Below are 15668 nucleotides of genomic sequence, written 5' to 3' on the forward strand. Positions count from 1 at the left end.
AGGCAATTAGAATGGTCACATTTGATAATAAATCGCATGATGCAAGTACTGTAACCGACCTGGAGTTTGGGTCGGGATATATTAGCAATATGGCTTTAGGATTTGAGCAAGGTACACAAGACCTCAGACAATCGCTGGATGATGCATTAACGGTTTTACAAAAGGATCCAAGTAACCCCGCTAATCTGGCGGCATACCAATCTGCATTATCTGAGTATACTCTTTATAAAAATGCGCAATCGAACGTTGTTAAATCATTCCGTGATATTGACCAGGGCATTATTGCTAACTTTAAGTAAAAATGATGTGCGGCAAGGTAGGTCCACTGCTTTTGCCGCTATCGATTTATCCTAAGGACAGGGAGTACTAACGTGAGCATGTCTATTAATCAGATATCATTGCAGTCATTACAGACACCCACTTTTTCAGAATCACAACCCTCTTTAGTCACGGGTGATTTGGTTGATCTGGATACACGATTAGCTGAAGAAGTCTCCAGACTGGCAGCAGGTACCCAGGTTGAAAAAGACAGAATTACCGCCGCATTGAATAACCCAGCTGTCACTTCCGACCCTGAGCAACTCGTAATATGGCAAAACAAGCTGAGCGCTTATACTATAGATACCAGTTTATATAGCACGCTGGCTCGTAAGGGTGTTTCCGCAATCGAAACATTAATAAAAACATGATGAAATCATTGAATATAAAGACTGCGCTGATACTACTTATGTTTCTACTTTGCGGATGTAATGAAAAATTAGCTGACCAATTATCTGAAAGGCAAGCTAACGAAATAATTACACTTCTGGAGTCGAATAATATCAATGCTTTCAAGGTTGACGGTGGCAAAGGAAAATATTCCATTCAGGTTTCCTCAGAAAGCCTGGCTTCCGCGACGGTATTACTGACTGCTTATAACCTTCCATCTGCTGAGGATATTGAAATATCGCAACAATTTCCTGCGGATGCTATGGTGTCGACCCCCCTTGGTGAAAAAGCACGACTGATCTCAGCTATTGAACAGAGACTGGGTCAGTCACTACAAGAACTGGAGCATATTACCAGCGCCCGAGTGCACTTGAGTTATCCTGGTATTAGCCCTGAAAATAATGATTCATCTTCAATGGTGGCATCAGTATTGATAACCTATCAGGGAACAATTGATGAGGCAGCATATTCAGATAAGATACGCCTATTTATAAAGAACGGATTGCAGGATATGCACTATGAAAATATATCTGTGGTTATGTTCCGCCAATCCGCGCCGCTTAAGTTAGTGAGTATCAGACCTTCACATCCGCTATGGGGATACACCGTTATCATTGCATGTTCAGTTCTACTATTATTTCTGATTTTGCTAGGTGTGTTCTGGCCCCGTATATCTCAGCGTTTTATTTCTAAGAAAGAGACAGAGTAATCAATCACAATATTTCATTAGCGACGATGTCTTTTCGTCGCTAATTATTGGATAAGCTATGAATGAGATAATTATGCTTAGCAAAATTGTGCTAATGCCGGCTGACTGGGCAAATATTACCAGAGTAGCTAAATTGCGCAATGTGCCACGTACTATTGTAAACAGACTTCTGTTGCCACATAACACTATTGATATTGACCTATTACAACTCTCTGAACAAAATATGTTTTTTATTTCTCGCTGGGACAAAATCTATAGTGCAGCGATAATGGCCGCATCACGGCAACTGGCTCCTATGTTCGTGCGGTTTCCCGCCGCCCTCACGCTTTTAACGGCCAAACAGCGCGCTTTCCTTTATATTCCCTGGTTTTCATCTTTACCCATAAACGAGGAATATCGCCAACCTGATCTCGTTATGCTTGAACAGTATGCATGCACATTGTTGATAAAAGCAATGCACAATCGATTTCCCCCTCCTCTTGTCCCTCTACTGGCCTTATTTTTCTCTGATGAATGTCAAGAGCCAGATATCAGAGATGACCAAATCTATTCTGAAGAATACTTTCTTTTTTTGCAGGCCTTAGAATATGCTTAGACAAATATCACTTCCGAAGCAGTATCATTTGCCAGATACCCCACTTATCAAAGCGAAATGGCTGAATTCAGCGACCAGTGCATCCAGACTTGAGCTGCTTGCCAGAAAGCATGCTCAACATATTCTCCGTGATGCAAGAAACGAGGCTGATGAATTGCGTTCTCTTGCCTGGATAGAAGGTTATACTCAGGGAATACAGAAGGCATCACAAACTGTAGTCGATTACGTCAGCAATGTTGAATCTGCAACATCACAGTTGTTGCAACGTTCGCAACTGCAACTGGAGAAACAGTTGCAGCAATTATTTGCCAGTGAGGCCGGTATAGAAAATATACTCGCACTTTTAGCTCATTATCTATCACGTGATGCTATTACGGACTACAAAGCTATCGTTTCATTCCCTGCTTATGCCATTCGCTCAGCCAAATCCATCAGTGACCATTTTAAGCAGTCCGGAATTGATGTTGAACTTCGAACATGTCAAGCTGAAGAGTTACGGGTAGAATACGGACAGGAAATATGGTGCTGTAATTTTCAGCGCCAGCCATCCCAGCTGGCTAAATTAGCTATTGCCGCCTCTTTTGCTACGCTGAATATTTCTGAACGCCTTGAAGAATATCGTCAGCAGGCAGTAGAGTCTGTTTTGGAATAATCGATTTAGCTCTCTGATTTTTAAGCACGTATAACGGCCCGAAACATATCGGGCCTTTTTTATATTTCGGTTAGCAATCAGGCTTTCAGATTGCTACTGACTGTAGAAACCAGATCTGCTGACGAGTGGCGTACATCAGCCATCAGAGAAAGAAGACTACTCATCACTTGCGCCGCTTTTTGAGCTGTTTCTTTGCTCATCTCCATAGTTTGATCCATCATTTTACTACTTGCCTGCAGGGATGTCTGCTCGGCTTCAGAATTTTTCGTCTCCATACCAAACGAGCCTTGTTCTGCCTCAGAAAGACCTCGTCCCAATCCCATAGCCCCTTGGCTGAAAGCAGAAGCGTGCGCCTGATTTTTTAAGAAACCCGTCCCAATCCCCACTCCCGAAGCAACCATCTGAGTAGTACCGCTAGTAATACCCGATGACAAAGCCAATATCCCCTGCTCGCGTAATTCATCTGCCGCAGCATTGGTGAAATCCTGACTGATGACACCGAGCTCACCGGACATCTTATAACCCGCAATTGAAGATTCATTTTCTGATTCTATCATGGCAATCAACAGCGTTAGCAGCGAACTGGCTTTTGGCATTGATACTGTTATCACATTACCTGTGCTGGTATCGCTGCTGCCTAAACCACTATGTAACTGACTAAGAAGTTGCTGAGCCTCATTACGTACTGCGGCTTTGTCTTCTTTAGTCCCGCCCACACCTTTGTAGCCATCGCTAACCAATTTCACTAACGTCTGGTAGACCTGCGTATCGTTAACGTTCTGCGTAGTTTCCGTCAGAACAATATCCGTATTATCACCAGCATTAAGATATATATTGCCCGTTACTACTGATTTAATCGATCCAACCATGCTATTTATCTCCGTTTCTATGATAATTACGCACGGGTATGTGCCAGAATTTGCTTACCCGCCTGCATAGACATACCCGTTGCTTCCGTTTCATTTTTAATAATCGCGGTCATGGTTTTCATCGTGTTACTGTAGTTGTCCACGATCATATCCATAAATCTCTTTACAAAATCATTATCTTTCATAATTTCGATCAGCTTCGCTGAAATATTATCGCGTTGTTGTTCATAAACACCGCTGGTAATTGAATAAGCGCCATTATTAATGCCGCTGGCTGCTAGCGAAGTTCTGAATGTATGTTTAGACACAATTTTTACAATGCGTCCAGCACCTGATTCTCCGTGATTTGACAAGCCTCGCAACACCGAGTTTGTCATATTGCTTGCGAATTTATTACCCAATAATTTTGCCCCGCCCCCCAGCACTACCATAGCGGCAATCGTTGTTAATAACATCGTTATTGATGCAAGAATAGAGGCAACAAGCTCATCCGCTCCCATAACTTCAAACATTTTAGCAAATTCGCTCACAACGGCATTCATCGCTTTAGCCATAAAGGACTCACCCGTTGCCGCTTTCGTAATTTGATCCGATATCATAAGGGCCGTGCTGGCAACAAACAAAATTGCCATAACACCACCGGTAAATAGTGCTGAAATGGCACCGGCTATCATCGTCACACACATAATTACTTTACTGATAGCACCAAAAATCTTATGCATCCTTTTTTGTTTTTCCGCGATTTTATCTGATTTCTCAGTTTCCTTTGCCAGTTCAGCCTGTTTGGCTGACTGCTGACTTTTTGCCAGCTCCATATTCGTCTTTAAGGTTTCTTCGTTACATTTACCTAAAATAGTCACTAACTGTGCCATCATAAGGTCAACTGAATTAATCCCACCGGTATCACTGGCGTTGTTAACTTTACTGGTGTTGTTCATGTTCTGAATTTTAGCCGTCAGGGTGTTTAAGCGATCCTCCGCCGCAGCTGACGTCTGATTTGCCGCCACCAGCACTTGCTGCTTTTGCTCCATATTTGCGGTGGCAGATTTTACCGCCTCTCGCGCATTGTCTCTGGTATTCAGCGCCGTTTGGTACCCCTCCGAAGCCTTATCCACAGCCTGTTGCGCTTTCTTCACGCGGTCCTGGGCCTCGCTCAATTCATTGGGATCAATGGTAAAGCCCTTGACCGCCACCTGATAAATCCTCTCAGCATCTTCTTTCGCGTCAGCAAGCTCGCTATTTGCAGACTTCAGGGTCTGATCGGCACTTTCCAGCGCCTTTTCAGCTGCAGTCAACTTACTGTCAGCCTTTTCTTTCTCCCTTGCGGCCTCAGTGTAATCTGAGTTTGCCTGTGTAACTGCCTGCTGTGCATTCTCAACATCTTGTGAAGCCTGATTAAGTGCTGCGGAGGATCCTTTTCCCATCAACTGTGTCGCCGTAGCGCGAAACAGCTGCCCTACCACAGCTGAATCACCCAGTTTTACCGCTAACGTGGCCAAAACAACGGCGAGGGAATAGGTCGATGATTGTGCGCTCCCTCCAGGCATCGCACTATTGGTCTCACCTGACTGCGATTCAGCTTGCAGGGATGATCGCAGCGTCACACTTTCAGGGGAACGCAACGTTGGTTTCCATGATTCACTGGTCATAACCGATTTCTCTGCGCGCGTAACCAATTTTTCCTGGACTATTTTCTGCGCCGCATTTCCATCGCTGCTGCTTGTAGAACTAATGTCCTTTTTCGCGGTAGTTGCTCTTTCGACATCACCTTCACTGGTTACCTGCTGGGTAACCAGCGTGACAGGCTTATTTGTTATTCCGTACATGGTTATGATCCTCATCACTGTCGTTAATCTTTGTTAGCGCTTTAAGATACACTTCGGCACGCTTGACCAGCTCAGGATCCTTTTCGTGAGCCACGACCTCTTCAAATGAGTCGCGTGCTTTCGAATAGTTATGCAAGTGCATATAGCATTGCCCTGCTTCAAAAATGGCGCGCAGATTGTCATCATCAAGCGCATAGGCAATTGCATAGATATCCAGTGCATGTTTGTAGTCCTGCTTTAGCTGATAAACGGCGGCCAGGCCAAATGCGTAATCAGGATTATAGAAGTCATACATCATTAAAAATTTAAAAAAGTGCTCCGCTTTATCAATTTCTCCTTTTTGGTAATACTCGTATGCACAGGCGTAGAAACCGTTCATCAGGCTATCTGGAATGCCATACAGCTGTTTGCGGGTAGCGCCAGACTCAAATAAATCTTCAATAAACTGTTCGCGATTTTCTGCAGAGATCTTGCTGAGAAGATCCTCCATCAACACATCATTTTCATTGTCCATAATAAATTTAGATCCATACAAATAATAGATAATTGTTTTCCTATAATTATCACCGCATTTATTGTTGAAATAAATAAATAAAAATTTAGAAGATTAGCGCTCAGGTTGCCAAATAAAAAATTGAGGCACTTTTTGAAAGAAATCCGTCAACAGTGACGCCATCATACACGTGAAACTTGATGATTAACAAAATCATATGGAGATGTATATGCCAAGTGTAGTTAAAACATACTCACACAATGTTTATAGCCATTATAAAAGTGATTTATACAGGCAAAGAGAAGTTAAGAACCATAATTTACTGTCCGCATGTTTATCAGCTATCGCTAATGTCCCTAAAAATATTAGCATTAGCAAAACCCTTCAAAAAACAACAGCAGACTTGGCGCGTAGTAATGCTAATCGTGTAGATATTCCGATACATTCGTTCAATAATAGAGGTATCATGACTCTAAATGAAAATCGTGTAAAATTGGAGGTAAACACAGCCTCAAATATGAATAGAGCCATAATAACCTTTGAAAATCGATACAAAACTGATTCTCTTAGCGGGAAAAATTTAGAGGCTTATAATGTTCTAAAAGACAAAATAAAGGAATTTAAAACCAATTTTTTTGCTCAGGTCTAAAATGGTAAAGCAGTTATTAACTGCGTAGAAACCTGTGCAGAAATGGTCGATGCTGATACAATAAATCCTGTTTTCAATGCAATGCTTAATAAATATACTAAATTGAATGAGTCACCGGTCAGACAGACTACAAATCTTGATGTTGATACAATCAGGACCTCTTTAACTAACATATTGAACACCGAATATAGTACATCTGACATTAATATGGCAATTAGTGAGCAAGGTAATGCAGCAGGCCAAATTATCAAAAGATTTCTGTCGTCCTCTCGATCAGTGCATATCAGTGACGCTAGCATCGCCAGGCTTGAGCAACCTGCTTTTAATGAATATATGAATCAACGGCTTCAGGAGTTACCAGTAAATGACCGCGAGCTGACATTATCCTTATATAAGGCTTTCACTACAAACTTAAATAAGAATATTTTTTTTGATAAGGATTTTGCTTCTACTTTTTTCGGACAGGCTATTATAGTTGCAAATGATTTTGTAAAATCCTGTCATACTGAGACGGGCAGTTTTAAGGGGGAGGGCCGCGATAATTCAGTTAGAGTGGCTATTAATTCCACATATGAAAAATTTATTGCATACGTTAAAACCACCTTCCCTGAAATTAATCCATCTGCATAGCATTTTCCTCGGGATATGACCATACTCCCACTATCGGCGGTAGTTTGGGGCTAATAAATAAAGGGTCACGATGTGACCCTTTTATCAATACAGGTAACTTACTTCAGGTATTCCCCACTGCGCAGCGCTTCAATACGTTTGTCCAAAGGGGGGTGAGTCATAAACAGCTCACTCAACGATTTGGATTTACCGTTGATGCAGAACGCCATCATGCTGGTCGCTTCCTGCGGCTCATAACTGGTTTTCAGACGCTGCAATGCGGCAATCATCTTCTCACGACCAACCAGCTTTGCAGAACCTGCATCCGCATGGAATTCACGATGGCGTGAGAACCACATGGTAATAATGCTCGCCAGAATACCGAACACCAGCTCCAGCACTGTCGCCACCGCAAAATAGATTAATGGATTACCGTTGCTTTCCTCACCTTCATCGCGGTTACCGCCCATAAACCCAGCGGCAATCTGCGCCAGAATACGCGAGATAAAGATAACAAAGGTGTTCACCACACCCTGAATTAACGTCATGGTCACCATATCGCCATTGGCAATGTGGCTGATCTCATGCGCGATAACGGCTTCGGCTTCATCAGGGCTCATGTTTTGCAACAGGCCGGTACTCACAGCCACCAGCGAAGCATCCCGGCGTGCACCGGTAGCAAACGCGTTAATATCAGGCGCGTGGTAGATTGCAACCTGCGGCATAGCGATCCCGGCCTGGCGGGCCTGATTCGCGACTGTATTCATCAGCCAGCGTTCTCTTTCATTACGCGGCTGCTCAATAACTTCCCCGCCAACGGACTTTAACGCCATCCATTTGGACATCAGCAGCGAAATGAAGGAACCACCAAAACCAAACAGCAGTGCCATGATCAACAAGCCTTGAACGCTGCTTGACTGGATCCCTGTCAGGCTCAATACCAGCCCGAAAACGACCATCACAGCCAGGTTCGTCAGCAGGAAGAGCGCGATTCGCATCATAATTTTCTTTTAACCTCAATTTAACAAAACGCACTATGCGATTACCCATATCGTATGGGTCTTACGGCTATTTTCAAGCATCCATAGGTGCTAAGTCACCAGAAAGACACAACTTTACATTTTATCGTATCAGACTGACGTCTTCATGCGTTTGTTAAAAAAACAGGCACAATTTCTTGTGCCTGTATGAGGTTATTGAGTGGTTGCGGGCTGTTCCGCTGGCTTCTCTTTCTCAAGATGCGCCAGGTCGAGCGCGATTTTTACCGTTTCATCCAGGTACGGATCCGGCTCCTGGTAATCCTTCGGCAGATCGTCCAGTTTCTTCAATGGTGGTTTGCCTTCACGTTTAAACCGATCGTTGATACGCGCCAGACGCATTGCGTCATCTTCGTTATTCTCTTTCTCGCGCTGAGCGTAATTGAGAGAAGCGATGTTGCGCTTATCCTTCATCGCATTGAAACGCGCAATGTCCTTCATGATGTACTGGAACTCAGGATCGTTCGCAATACGTGCATTGTGCTCTTTCAGCAATTCAGGTCCGAACGGCGTCAGATTATCTGACTTAGTGTAGGTTGCAGCATCAATGCTGTCCCACGGCAGCGCGTTATCTTCGAACTTCTCACCGGTTTCGGTTTCTTCATTACCTGTCGGCATGATGATATCCGGCGTTACGCCCTTACGCTGCGTACTGCCACCATTAACGCGGTAGAACTTTTGAATGGTGTACTGAACAGAACCCAGCGCCGGCCATTCCGGACGCAGCATCTGATCGTAAATACGGTTCAGAGAGCGATACTGCTGTACGGTACCCTTACCAAACGTCGGTTCACCGACAATCAGTGCACGGCCGTAATCCTGCATTGCCGCAGCGAAAATCTCTGATGCCGAAGCACTGAAGCGGTCAACCAGTACCACCAGCGGACCTTTGTAGTAAACAACGCCATCAGTATCGCTGTCTTCGCGCACCTTGCCGTTGTTATCACGAACCTGAACCACCGGACCAGAAGGGATAAACAGACCGGAAAGCGAGACCGCTTCGGTCAGTGCGCCACCACCATTGGTACGCAGGTCGATAATCACGCTGCTGACATTCTGTTTTTCCAGTTTCTGCAGCTGAACTTTGACGTCATCCGTCAGGCCAACATAGAAACCAGGAATATCCAGTACGCCGACTTTTTCTTTACCAACGGTTTTCACCGACATTTTAACAGCGCGGTCTTCGAGACGAATGCGTTCACGCGTTAACGTGACGATGCGCGTCTTGGTTCCCTTACCGGCAGGCAGGATTTCGAGGCGAACTTTACTGCCTTTTGGTCCTTTGATCAGCGCGACAACATCATCCAGACGCCAGCCAATCACGTCGACCATACCTTTTCCGGTCTGGCCTACGCCGACAATACGGTCGCCAACACTTATCGCTTTGCTCTTGGCTGCCGGGCCGCCCGCAACCATGGAGTTAATGACGGTGTAGTCATCATCCATTTGCAGCACTGCGCCAATACCTTCAAGAGACAAGCTCATTTCCGTATTGAACTGTTCGGTATTGCGTGGAGAAAGATAGTTAGTATGCGGGTCGATTTCACGGGCAAAAGCCGTCATCGCCAGAGAAAACACATCTTCGCTATTGGTCTGCGCCAGACGGCGAATCGCAAACTTGTAGCGGCGCGTCAGCGTTTCGCGAATTTCAGCGTCGGTTTTACCGGTCAGCTTCAGGCTGAGTTCGTCAAATTTAACCTTGCCGTCCCACAACGCGTTAAGCTCTGCTTCACTTTTCGGCCACGGAGCTTTACTCCGGTCGAGGTTAAAGTTGTCGTTACCGGTGAAATCCATTGGACGTGCCAGTACGCCTAATGCGTACTGATAACGTTCAAACCGGCGCTTTTGCGCCAGATTATAGAGATCGTAAAAGACATCCAGCTTACCGCTACGCAGTTCATCACCGAGGACCGTTTTCTTTTTTGCAAACTGTTCGATATCGCTCGCCAACAGCACGTTGTGGCTGTAGTCGAGCAGATTCAAATAGCGGTCAAAAATTTTCGCCGAAAACGCCTGATCCAGATCGAACTGGCGATAGTGTGAACGCGTAAAACGCGATGTCACACGTTCGCTTACCGTCGCATGCTGGGTTTCTTCCTTTAAAACGGGGATTTGATCGGCACGCGTGATGTCTTCCACAGCGAGTGCCTGGCCTGCAAATGCAAGCAGACCAGCTAACGCAGTAAGCCTAAAAAAAGTGTTCATGCCAGGCCTGGCCTCCGTTTCAGAACACCAGGTGTTCTGCGCGTACAATCAAAGACATACCCGAATTCAGCTGTACACGGACGCCATCTTTGGTGATTTCTAATACGGTGGCATCCATCGCATTATTACCTGCTTTCACCTTCAGAGACTGCCCTACCGTCAGCACTGAAATATCAGATACCGGGGTATGCTGTTCTTCACGAGGAGCACGCGGTGCTTTTGCTGCTGGTTTTTCAGCGCGAGGTTTACGCTCTGCGCCTTCCTTACGACGCGGAGCAGGACGCGGCTTGCGCTCGCGACGCGGTGCGTCTTCTTTTTCACCAGCAGCAGCGGCCGCTTCGCGTTTTTTCGCCTGTTGCTCTGCACGTTGCGCCTGAACGCGGGCTTTAGCTTCTTCCAGCTGTTTGCGCGCATGTTCAACGTGCTGCTCATCCAGCTCACCACAAGGGTTGCCGTCAAGATCGACACGCGTTGCGCCCAATTTAACGCCATACAGATAGCGCCAGCTTGAAGTATAGAGACGTAAGGCAGAGCGGAGCTGTGTTTTACTGAGGTTCATTTCGCCCTCAACACGCTCTACCAGATCCTGAAAAATGCCAATTTTCAGTGGGCGCGCTTCGCCTTCCGCACTAAAACACTGCGGGAAGCGTTCGGCCAGAAACGCGATGACTTCTTTACTGCTATTCAACTTAGGTTGATTTTCCATGAAATTTCCTGATTACAACGGACGTAGCCAACAAGCGCAGGCATGAACAGGCGTCATTATAATGACGTCATCAGTAATTGCTACGTTATCCGTTGATTATCCTGCGACGGTCGCAAAGAATTTTTTGTAATCCGTCGTTGCAAGCACGGTTTCAAGCTGTGCCACAAGCGTCCGCAGACCCTGTTCATCTTCTTCTGTAAAGCGACCAAACGCTGTGCTATCAATGTCCAGCACGCCGATAGTTTGATTCTCAACCGTAATCGGCAGAACGATTTCCGCATTGCTGGCGGCATCGCAAGCGATATGGCCATCAAAGGCATGCACGTCCTCTATACGCTGAACCTGGTTCTGCGCCACCGCAGTACCGCACACGCCGCGCCCTACCGGGATGCGTACGCAGGCGATTTTCCCCTGGAAGGGACCGAGCACCAGCGTAGTGTTCTCAAGCAGGTAAAAACCTGCCCAGTTCACTTCTGCAAGACGTTCGTACAATAACGCGCTGGTATTCGCCAACGTTGCCAGAAAACTGGTTTCACCTGCCATTAATGCCTGAAAATCACGGTTCAGATCCGTGTATAGCTCTATTTTGTTCATTATGTAATCACTTAGTTGTCTTACTTAAAACTGCAGCCTACTAAAATAAACATTAAATGCGTAAATGCTCAAGATCATTCCCATCATGGGTTAAGATAACATTACTTCAACACTTGATTCGCGATACATGGCCCTTACTCATCCACGCATCACGCCGACTAAAAAAATAGCGATCAGATCCATTGGTGAAGCGCTACCCCGTGCGCATTACCAACGATGCCCTGAATGTGACCTGCTGTTTAGCTTGCCGAAAATGCGTTCGCACCAAAGTGCATTCTGCCCACGCTGTCAGGCCAAAATTCGTGACGGCCGTGACTGGTCGTTAACGCGACTGGCAGCAATGGCTTTCACCATGCTGTTACTGATGCCCTTTGCGTGGGGAGAGCCGCTGCTGCACATCTATCTATTAGGCATACGCATTGACGCGAATGTAGTACAGGGCATCTGGCAGATGACCCGGCAAGGCGATCCGCTGACCGCATCCTTCGTGATGTTTTGCGTCATTGGCGCTCCCGTAATACTCGTTTCATCAATCGCTTATTTATGGTTTGGCAATATTCTCGGTATGAACCTGCGCCCAGTATTATTGATGCTGGAAAGGCTTAAAGAGTGGGTCATGCTTGATATCTATCTTGTCGGTATCGGCGTCGCCTCGATCAAAGTGCAGGACTACGCTTTTCTGCTGCCTGGAGTGGGACTCTATGCTTTTATTGCGCTGGTGATCCTGAGCATTTTGACGCTGTCGCACCTCAATGTTGAGCAATTATGGGAACGCTTTTATCCACAAAGGCCCGCACGCCGCCCCGACGGACAGCTTCGTGTTTGCCTCGGTTGTCACTTTACAGGTTATCCTGATGCCCGAGGCCGCTGTCCCCGTTGCCATATTCCATTACGCTGGCGCAGAAATCAGAGCATCCAAAAGTGCTGGGCAGCTCTGCTGGCCTCGATTGTCCTGTTGCTGCCTGCTAATCTGCTGCCCATCTCGGTAATTTATGTTAACGGTGCCCGCCAGGAAGACACTATCCTGACAGGCATCATGTCCCTGGCGAACAGCAACGTTGGTGTAGCAGCCATTGTTTTTATCGCCAGTATCCTGGTGCCCTTCACCAAAGTGATTGTGATGTTTACGTTGTTGTTCAGTATCCAGTTTAAATGTGAACAAGGGTTGCGCACCCGCATCCTGCTACTCCGTATGGTGACCTGGATTGGTCGCTGGTCGATGCTGGACTTGTTTGTTATCGCCTTAACCATGTCGCTGATAAATCGCGATCAGATACTTGCTTTTACTATGGGACCGGCTGCGTTTTATTTCGGTGCAGCGGTAATATTGACTATTCTTGCAGTGGAATGGCTGGACAGCCGCTTACTTTGGGATGCACATGAGTCAGGAAACGCCCGCTTCGCAGATTGAAGCGCAGATTAAAACAAAACGCCGTATCTCTCCGTTCTGGCTGCTGCCGTTCATCGCACTGATGATTGCAGGATGGCTCATCTGGGGCAGCTATGAAGATCGTGGCAATACCGTGACCATCGACTTTATGTCCGCGGACGGTATTGTCCCAGGACGCACGCCCGTGCGCTATCAGGGTGTCGAAGTTGGCACGGTGCAGGATATCAGCCTGAGTAAAGATCTGCGCAAAATTGAAGTTCGAGTCAGCATTAAGTCCACCATGAAAGATGCCCTGCGCAAAGACACACAATTCTGGCTGGTCACGCCGAAGGCATCACTGGCGGGCGTTTCTGGCCTCGATGCACTGGTTGGCGGGAACTATATCGGGATGATGCCGGGCACCGGCGAGCCGGAAGATCATTTCGTCGCGCTCGACACGCAGCCAAAATATCGGCTGAATAATGGCGATTTGATGTTGCACCTGCAAGCATCCGACCTCGGTTCTCTCAACAGCGGTTCGTTGGTTTATTTCCGCAAGATCCCGGTAGGCCGGGTCTATGACTACACCATCAACCCCAATCATCAGGGTGTAACCATCGATGTACTGATTGAGCGCCGCTTTACCAATCTGGTGAAAAAAGGCAGTCGTTTCTGGAATGTGTCTGGCGTGAATGCGGATGTCAGCCTGAGCGGCGCAAAGGTAAAACTGGAAAGTCTGGCCGCGCTGGTCAATGGCGCCATAGCCTTTGACTCCCCAGAAGATTCACAACCTGCCGCCGCCGACGACACGTTTGGGTTATATCAGGATCTCGCCCACAGCCAACGTGGCGTGATCGTCAAACTGGAACTACCCAGCGGCGATGGCCTGAAGGCTGGATCAACCCCGCTGATGTATCAGGGCCTGGAAGTCGGTCAACTGACCCGGCTGGATTTGAATCCAGGCGGTAAAGTCACTGGTGAAATGACCGTCGACCCCAGCGTTGTAACGCTGCTGCGCGACGGCACGCGCATTGAGTTACAAAGCCCCAAATTATCATTAAACGATATGAGCCTGAGCTCGCTGTTAACAGGGAAAACGTTTGAACTGGTGCCCGGCGAAGGCGAGCCACGTAGCCAGTTTGTGGTGATCCCCGGTGAACAGTCCCTGCTTCATGATCCCGGCGTTATGACACTTACACTGACCGCCCCGGAAAGTTACGGCATCGATGCTGGCCAGCCGCTGATCCTTCATGGCGTGCAGGTCGGTCAGGTTATCGAACGTAAGCTATCAAGCGATGGCGTTTCATTTATCGTGGCTATCGAGCCGCAGCATCGTGCACTGGTGCAAGGTGACAGCAAATTCGTGGTTAATAGTCGAGTGGATGTCAAAGTGGGCATTGATGGCGTTGAGTTCCTTGGCGCCAGCGCCAGCGAATGGATAAGCGGCGGTATTCGCATTTTGCCTGGTACCAAAGGTGAAATGAAAAAAAGCTATCCACTGTATGCAAACCTCGAAAAAGCAATTGAGAACAGCCTGAGCGATCTGCCCACCACCACCGTCAGCCTGAGCGCCGAGACACTACCGGATGTGCAGGCCGGGTCAGTGGTGCTATACCGTAAATTCGACGTCGGTGAAGTCATTAGCGTACGCCCTCGTGCCGACGCGTTTGATATCGATCTGCATATCAAACCGGAATACCGCAATCTGTTAACCAGCAACAGCGTGTTCTGGGCTGAAGGTGGCGCAAAAGTTCAGCTTAACGGCAGCGGCCTGACCGTACAGGCATCTCCCCTGTCGCGGGCGCTAAAAGGGGCGATTAGCTTCGATAACCTGAGCGGTGCCAGCGCCAGCCAGCGCAAAGGCGACAAGCGTATTTTGTACGCGTCAGAGACCGCTGCACGTGCGGTAGGTGGACAGATTACTCTGCACGCATTCGACGCTGGGAAACTCGCCGCAGGGATGCCAATTCGCTACCTGGGGATTGATATTGGTCAGATCCAGACCCTTGAACTGCTCACCAGCCGTAACGAAGTGCAAGCCAAAGCGGTGTTGTATCCGGAATACGTGCAGACCTTCGCGCGAAGCGGTACACGATTCTCGGTAATTACCCCGCAAATTTCGGCGGCAGGTGTAGAGCATCTGGATACTATCTTACAGCCATACATTAACGTGGAACCAGGGCGCGGTAACCCGCGCCGTGATTTTGAACTGCAGGAAGCGACGATTACTGATTCACGCTACCTTGATGGTCTGAGTATTGTGGTAGAAGCGCCAGAAGCAGGATCACTCAATATCGGTACTCCGGTTCTGTTCAGAGGTATTGAAGTGGGGACCGTCACGGGTCTGACGCTGGGTTCACTGTCCGATCGCGTGATGGTGGCCATGCGCATCAGTCAGCGCTACCAGCACCTGGTGCGCAATAACTCCGTGTTCTGGCTGGCATCTGGATACAATCTCGATTTCGGCCTCACCGGCGGCGTCGTGAAGACAGGTACCTTCAATCAATTCATTCGCGGTGGTATCGCGTTTGCCACCCCACCAGGTACGCCACTGGCACCGAAAGCGCAGGCGGGTAAACACTTCCTGCTACTGGAGAGTGAGCCGAAAGAATGGCGTCAGTGGGGAACCGCCCTGCCACGCTAATCT

General features: G+C 47.4%; 16 protein-coding genes. 9 read left to right on the forward strand and 7 right to left on the reverse strand.

Annotated elements, in window-relative coordinates; all coding sequences use genetic code 11:
* Positions 1-11: 11 nt before the first annotated feature.
* From sctF to FDX24_RS04825, 5 genes are all read left to right on the forward strand, one after another.
* Positions 12-299 carry a type III secretion system needle filament subunit SctF gene (gene sctF, locus FDX24_RS04805; protein ID WP_101743353.1) on the forward strand — a complete coding sequence of 96 codons (288 nt, stop codon included), beginning with the start codon at positions 12-14 and terminating at the stop codon, positions 297-299.
* Positions 300-377: 78 nt separating this feature from the next.
* Positions 378-689 (forward strand): type III secretion system inner rod subunit SctI, encoded by a 312-nt coding sequence (gene sctI / locus FDX24_RS04810; RefSeq protein WP_202927569.1) that lies wholly within the window; start codon positions 378-380, stop codon positions 687-689.
* Positions 686-1417: a type III secretion system inner membrane ring lipoprotein SctJ gene (gene sctJ / locus FDX24_RS04815; RefSeq protein ID WP_137363899.1), complete on the forward strand. Its 732-nt coding sequence runs from the start codon at positions 686-688 to the stop codon at positions 1415-1417. Before sctI ends, sctJ begins: the two co-directional genes overlap by 4 nt.
* Positions 1418-1475: 58 nt before the next feature.
* Positions 1476-2012: a hypothetical protein gene (locus tag FDX24_RS04820; RefSeq protein WP_137363900.1), complete on the forward strand. Its 537-nt coding sequence runs from the start codon at positions 1476-1478 to the stop codon at positions 2010-2012.
* Complete coding sequence (locus tag FDX24_RS04825) at positions 2005-2664, forward strand: type III secretion protein HrpE (protein ID WP_101742242.1); 660 nt, start codon at positions 2005-2007, stop codon at positions 2662-2664. The genes FDX24_RS04820 and FDX24_RS04825 overlap by 8 nt, the downstream gene beginning before the upstream one ends.
* 77 nt (positions 2665-2741) lie before the next feature.
* Here the strand turns inward: FDX24_RS04825 and FDX24_RS04830 are convergent, their stop codons facing one another.
* From FDX24_RS04830 to FDX24_RS04840, 3 genes are read right to left on the reverse strand one after another with little or no spacing between them, the layout of a single operon-like run.
* Positions 2742-3533 carry an IpaC/SipC family type III secretion system effector gene (locus FDX24_RS04830; protein ID WP_137363901.1) on the reverse strand — a complete coding sequence of 264 codons (792 nt, stop codon included), beginning with the start codon at positions 3531-3533 and terminating at the stop codon, positions 2742-2744.
* Positions 3534-3559: 26 nt separating this feature from the next.
* The gene (gene sctE / locus FDX24_RS04835) at positions 3560-5359 is read right to left on the reverse strand and encodes a type III secretion system translocon subunit SctE (RefSeq protein ID WP_137363902.1); all 1800 of its coding nucleotides are present in this window, start codon (positions 5357-5359) and stop codon (positions 3560-3562) included.
* Entirely contained in the window at positions 5340-5873 is a 534-nt protein-coding gene (locus FDX24_RS04840; protein ID WP_137363903.1) for a SycD/LcrH family type III secretion system chaperone, read from the reverse strand. Before FDX24_RS04840 ends, sctE begins: the two co-directional genes overlap by 20 nt.
* Positions 5874-6081: 208 nt before the next feature.
* On the opposite strand from FDX24_RS04840, the gene FDX24_RS04845 reads away from it, so the two are divergent.
* Both FDX24_RS04845 and FDX24_RS04850 read left to right on the forward strand, forming a co-directional pair.
* Positions 6082-6501, forward strand: a complete 420-nt coding sequence (locus FDX24_RS04845) for a hypothetical protein (protein WP_137363904.1) — start codon at positions 6082-6084, stop codon at positions 6499-6501.
* A gap of 42 nt (positions 6502-6543) precedes the next feature.
* Positions 6544-7131: a hypothetical protein gene (locus FDX24_RS04850; RefSeq protein WP_137363905.1), complete on the forward strand. Its 588-nt coding sequence runs from the start codon at positions 6544-6546 to the stop codon at positions 7129-7131.
* Positions 7132-7229: 98 nt separating this feature from the next.
* Here the strand turns inward: FDX24_RS04850 and htpX are convergent, their stop codons facing one another.
* From htpX to FDX24_RS04870, 4 genes are all read right to left on the reverse strand, one after another.
* The gene (gene htpX / locus FDX24_RS04855; RefSeq protein WP_137363906.1) at positions 7230-8111 is read right to left on the reverse strand and encodes a protease HtpX; all 882 of its coding nucleotides are present in this window, start codon (positions 8109-8111) and stop codon (positions 7230-7232) included.
* A 192-nt stretch (positions 8112-8303) separates the two neighbouring features.
* Positions 8304-10352, reverse strand: a complete 2049-nt coding sequence (prc, locus tag FDX24_RS04860) for a carboxy terminal-processing peptidase (RefSeq protein ID WP_048211395.1) — start codon at positions 10350-10352, stop codon at positions 8304-8306.
* 19 nt (positions 10353-10371) lie between these two features.
* A complete protein-coding gene (gene proQ, locus FDX24_RS04865) occupies positions 10372-11058 on the reverse strand; it encodes an RNA chaperone ProQ (protein WP_003833781.1) in 687 nt (228 codons plus the stop codon).
* Between the two features lie 96 nt (positions 11059-11154).
* Positions 11155-11652, reverse strand: a complete 498-nt coding sequence (locus FDX24_RS04870; protein ID WP_137363907.1) for a GAF domain-containing protein — start codon at positions 11650-11652, stop codon at positions 11155-11157.
* Between the two features lie 127 nt (positions 11653-11779).
* Here FDX24_RS04870 and yebS point away from each other — a divergent pair, with 127 nt between their 5' ends.
* Positions 11780-13063 (forward strand): membrane integrity lipid transport subunit YebS, encoded by a 1284-nt coding sequence (gene yebS / locus FDX24_RS04875; protein WP_121584744.1) that lies wholly within the window; start codon positions 11780-11782, stop codon positions 13061-13063.
* Positions 13032-15665: a PqiB family protein gene (locus FDX24_RS04880; protein ID WP_061068062.1), complete on the forward strand. Its 2634-nt coding sequence runs from the start codon at positions 13032-13034 to the stop codon at positions 15663-15665. The genes yebS and FDX24_RS04880 overlap by 32 nt, the downstream gene beginning before the upstream one ends.
* Positions 15666-15668: the final 3 nt, after the last annotated feature.

The sequence above is a fragment of the Citrobacter sp. wls716 genome (assembly GCF_005280975.1).
In the GTDB taxonomy this organism is placed as follows: Bacteria; Pseudomonadota; Gammaproteobacteria; order Enterobacterales; family Enterobacteriaceae; genus Citrobacter; species Citrobacter youngae.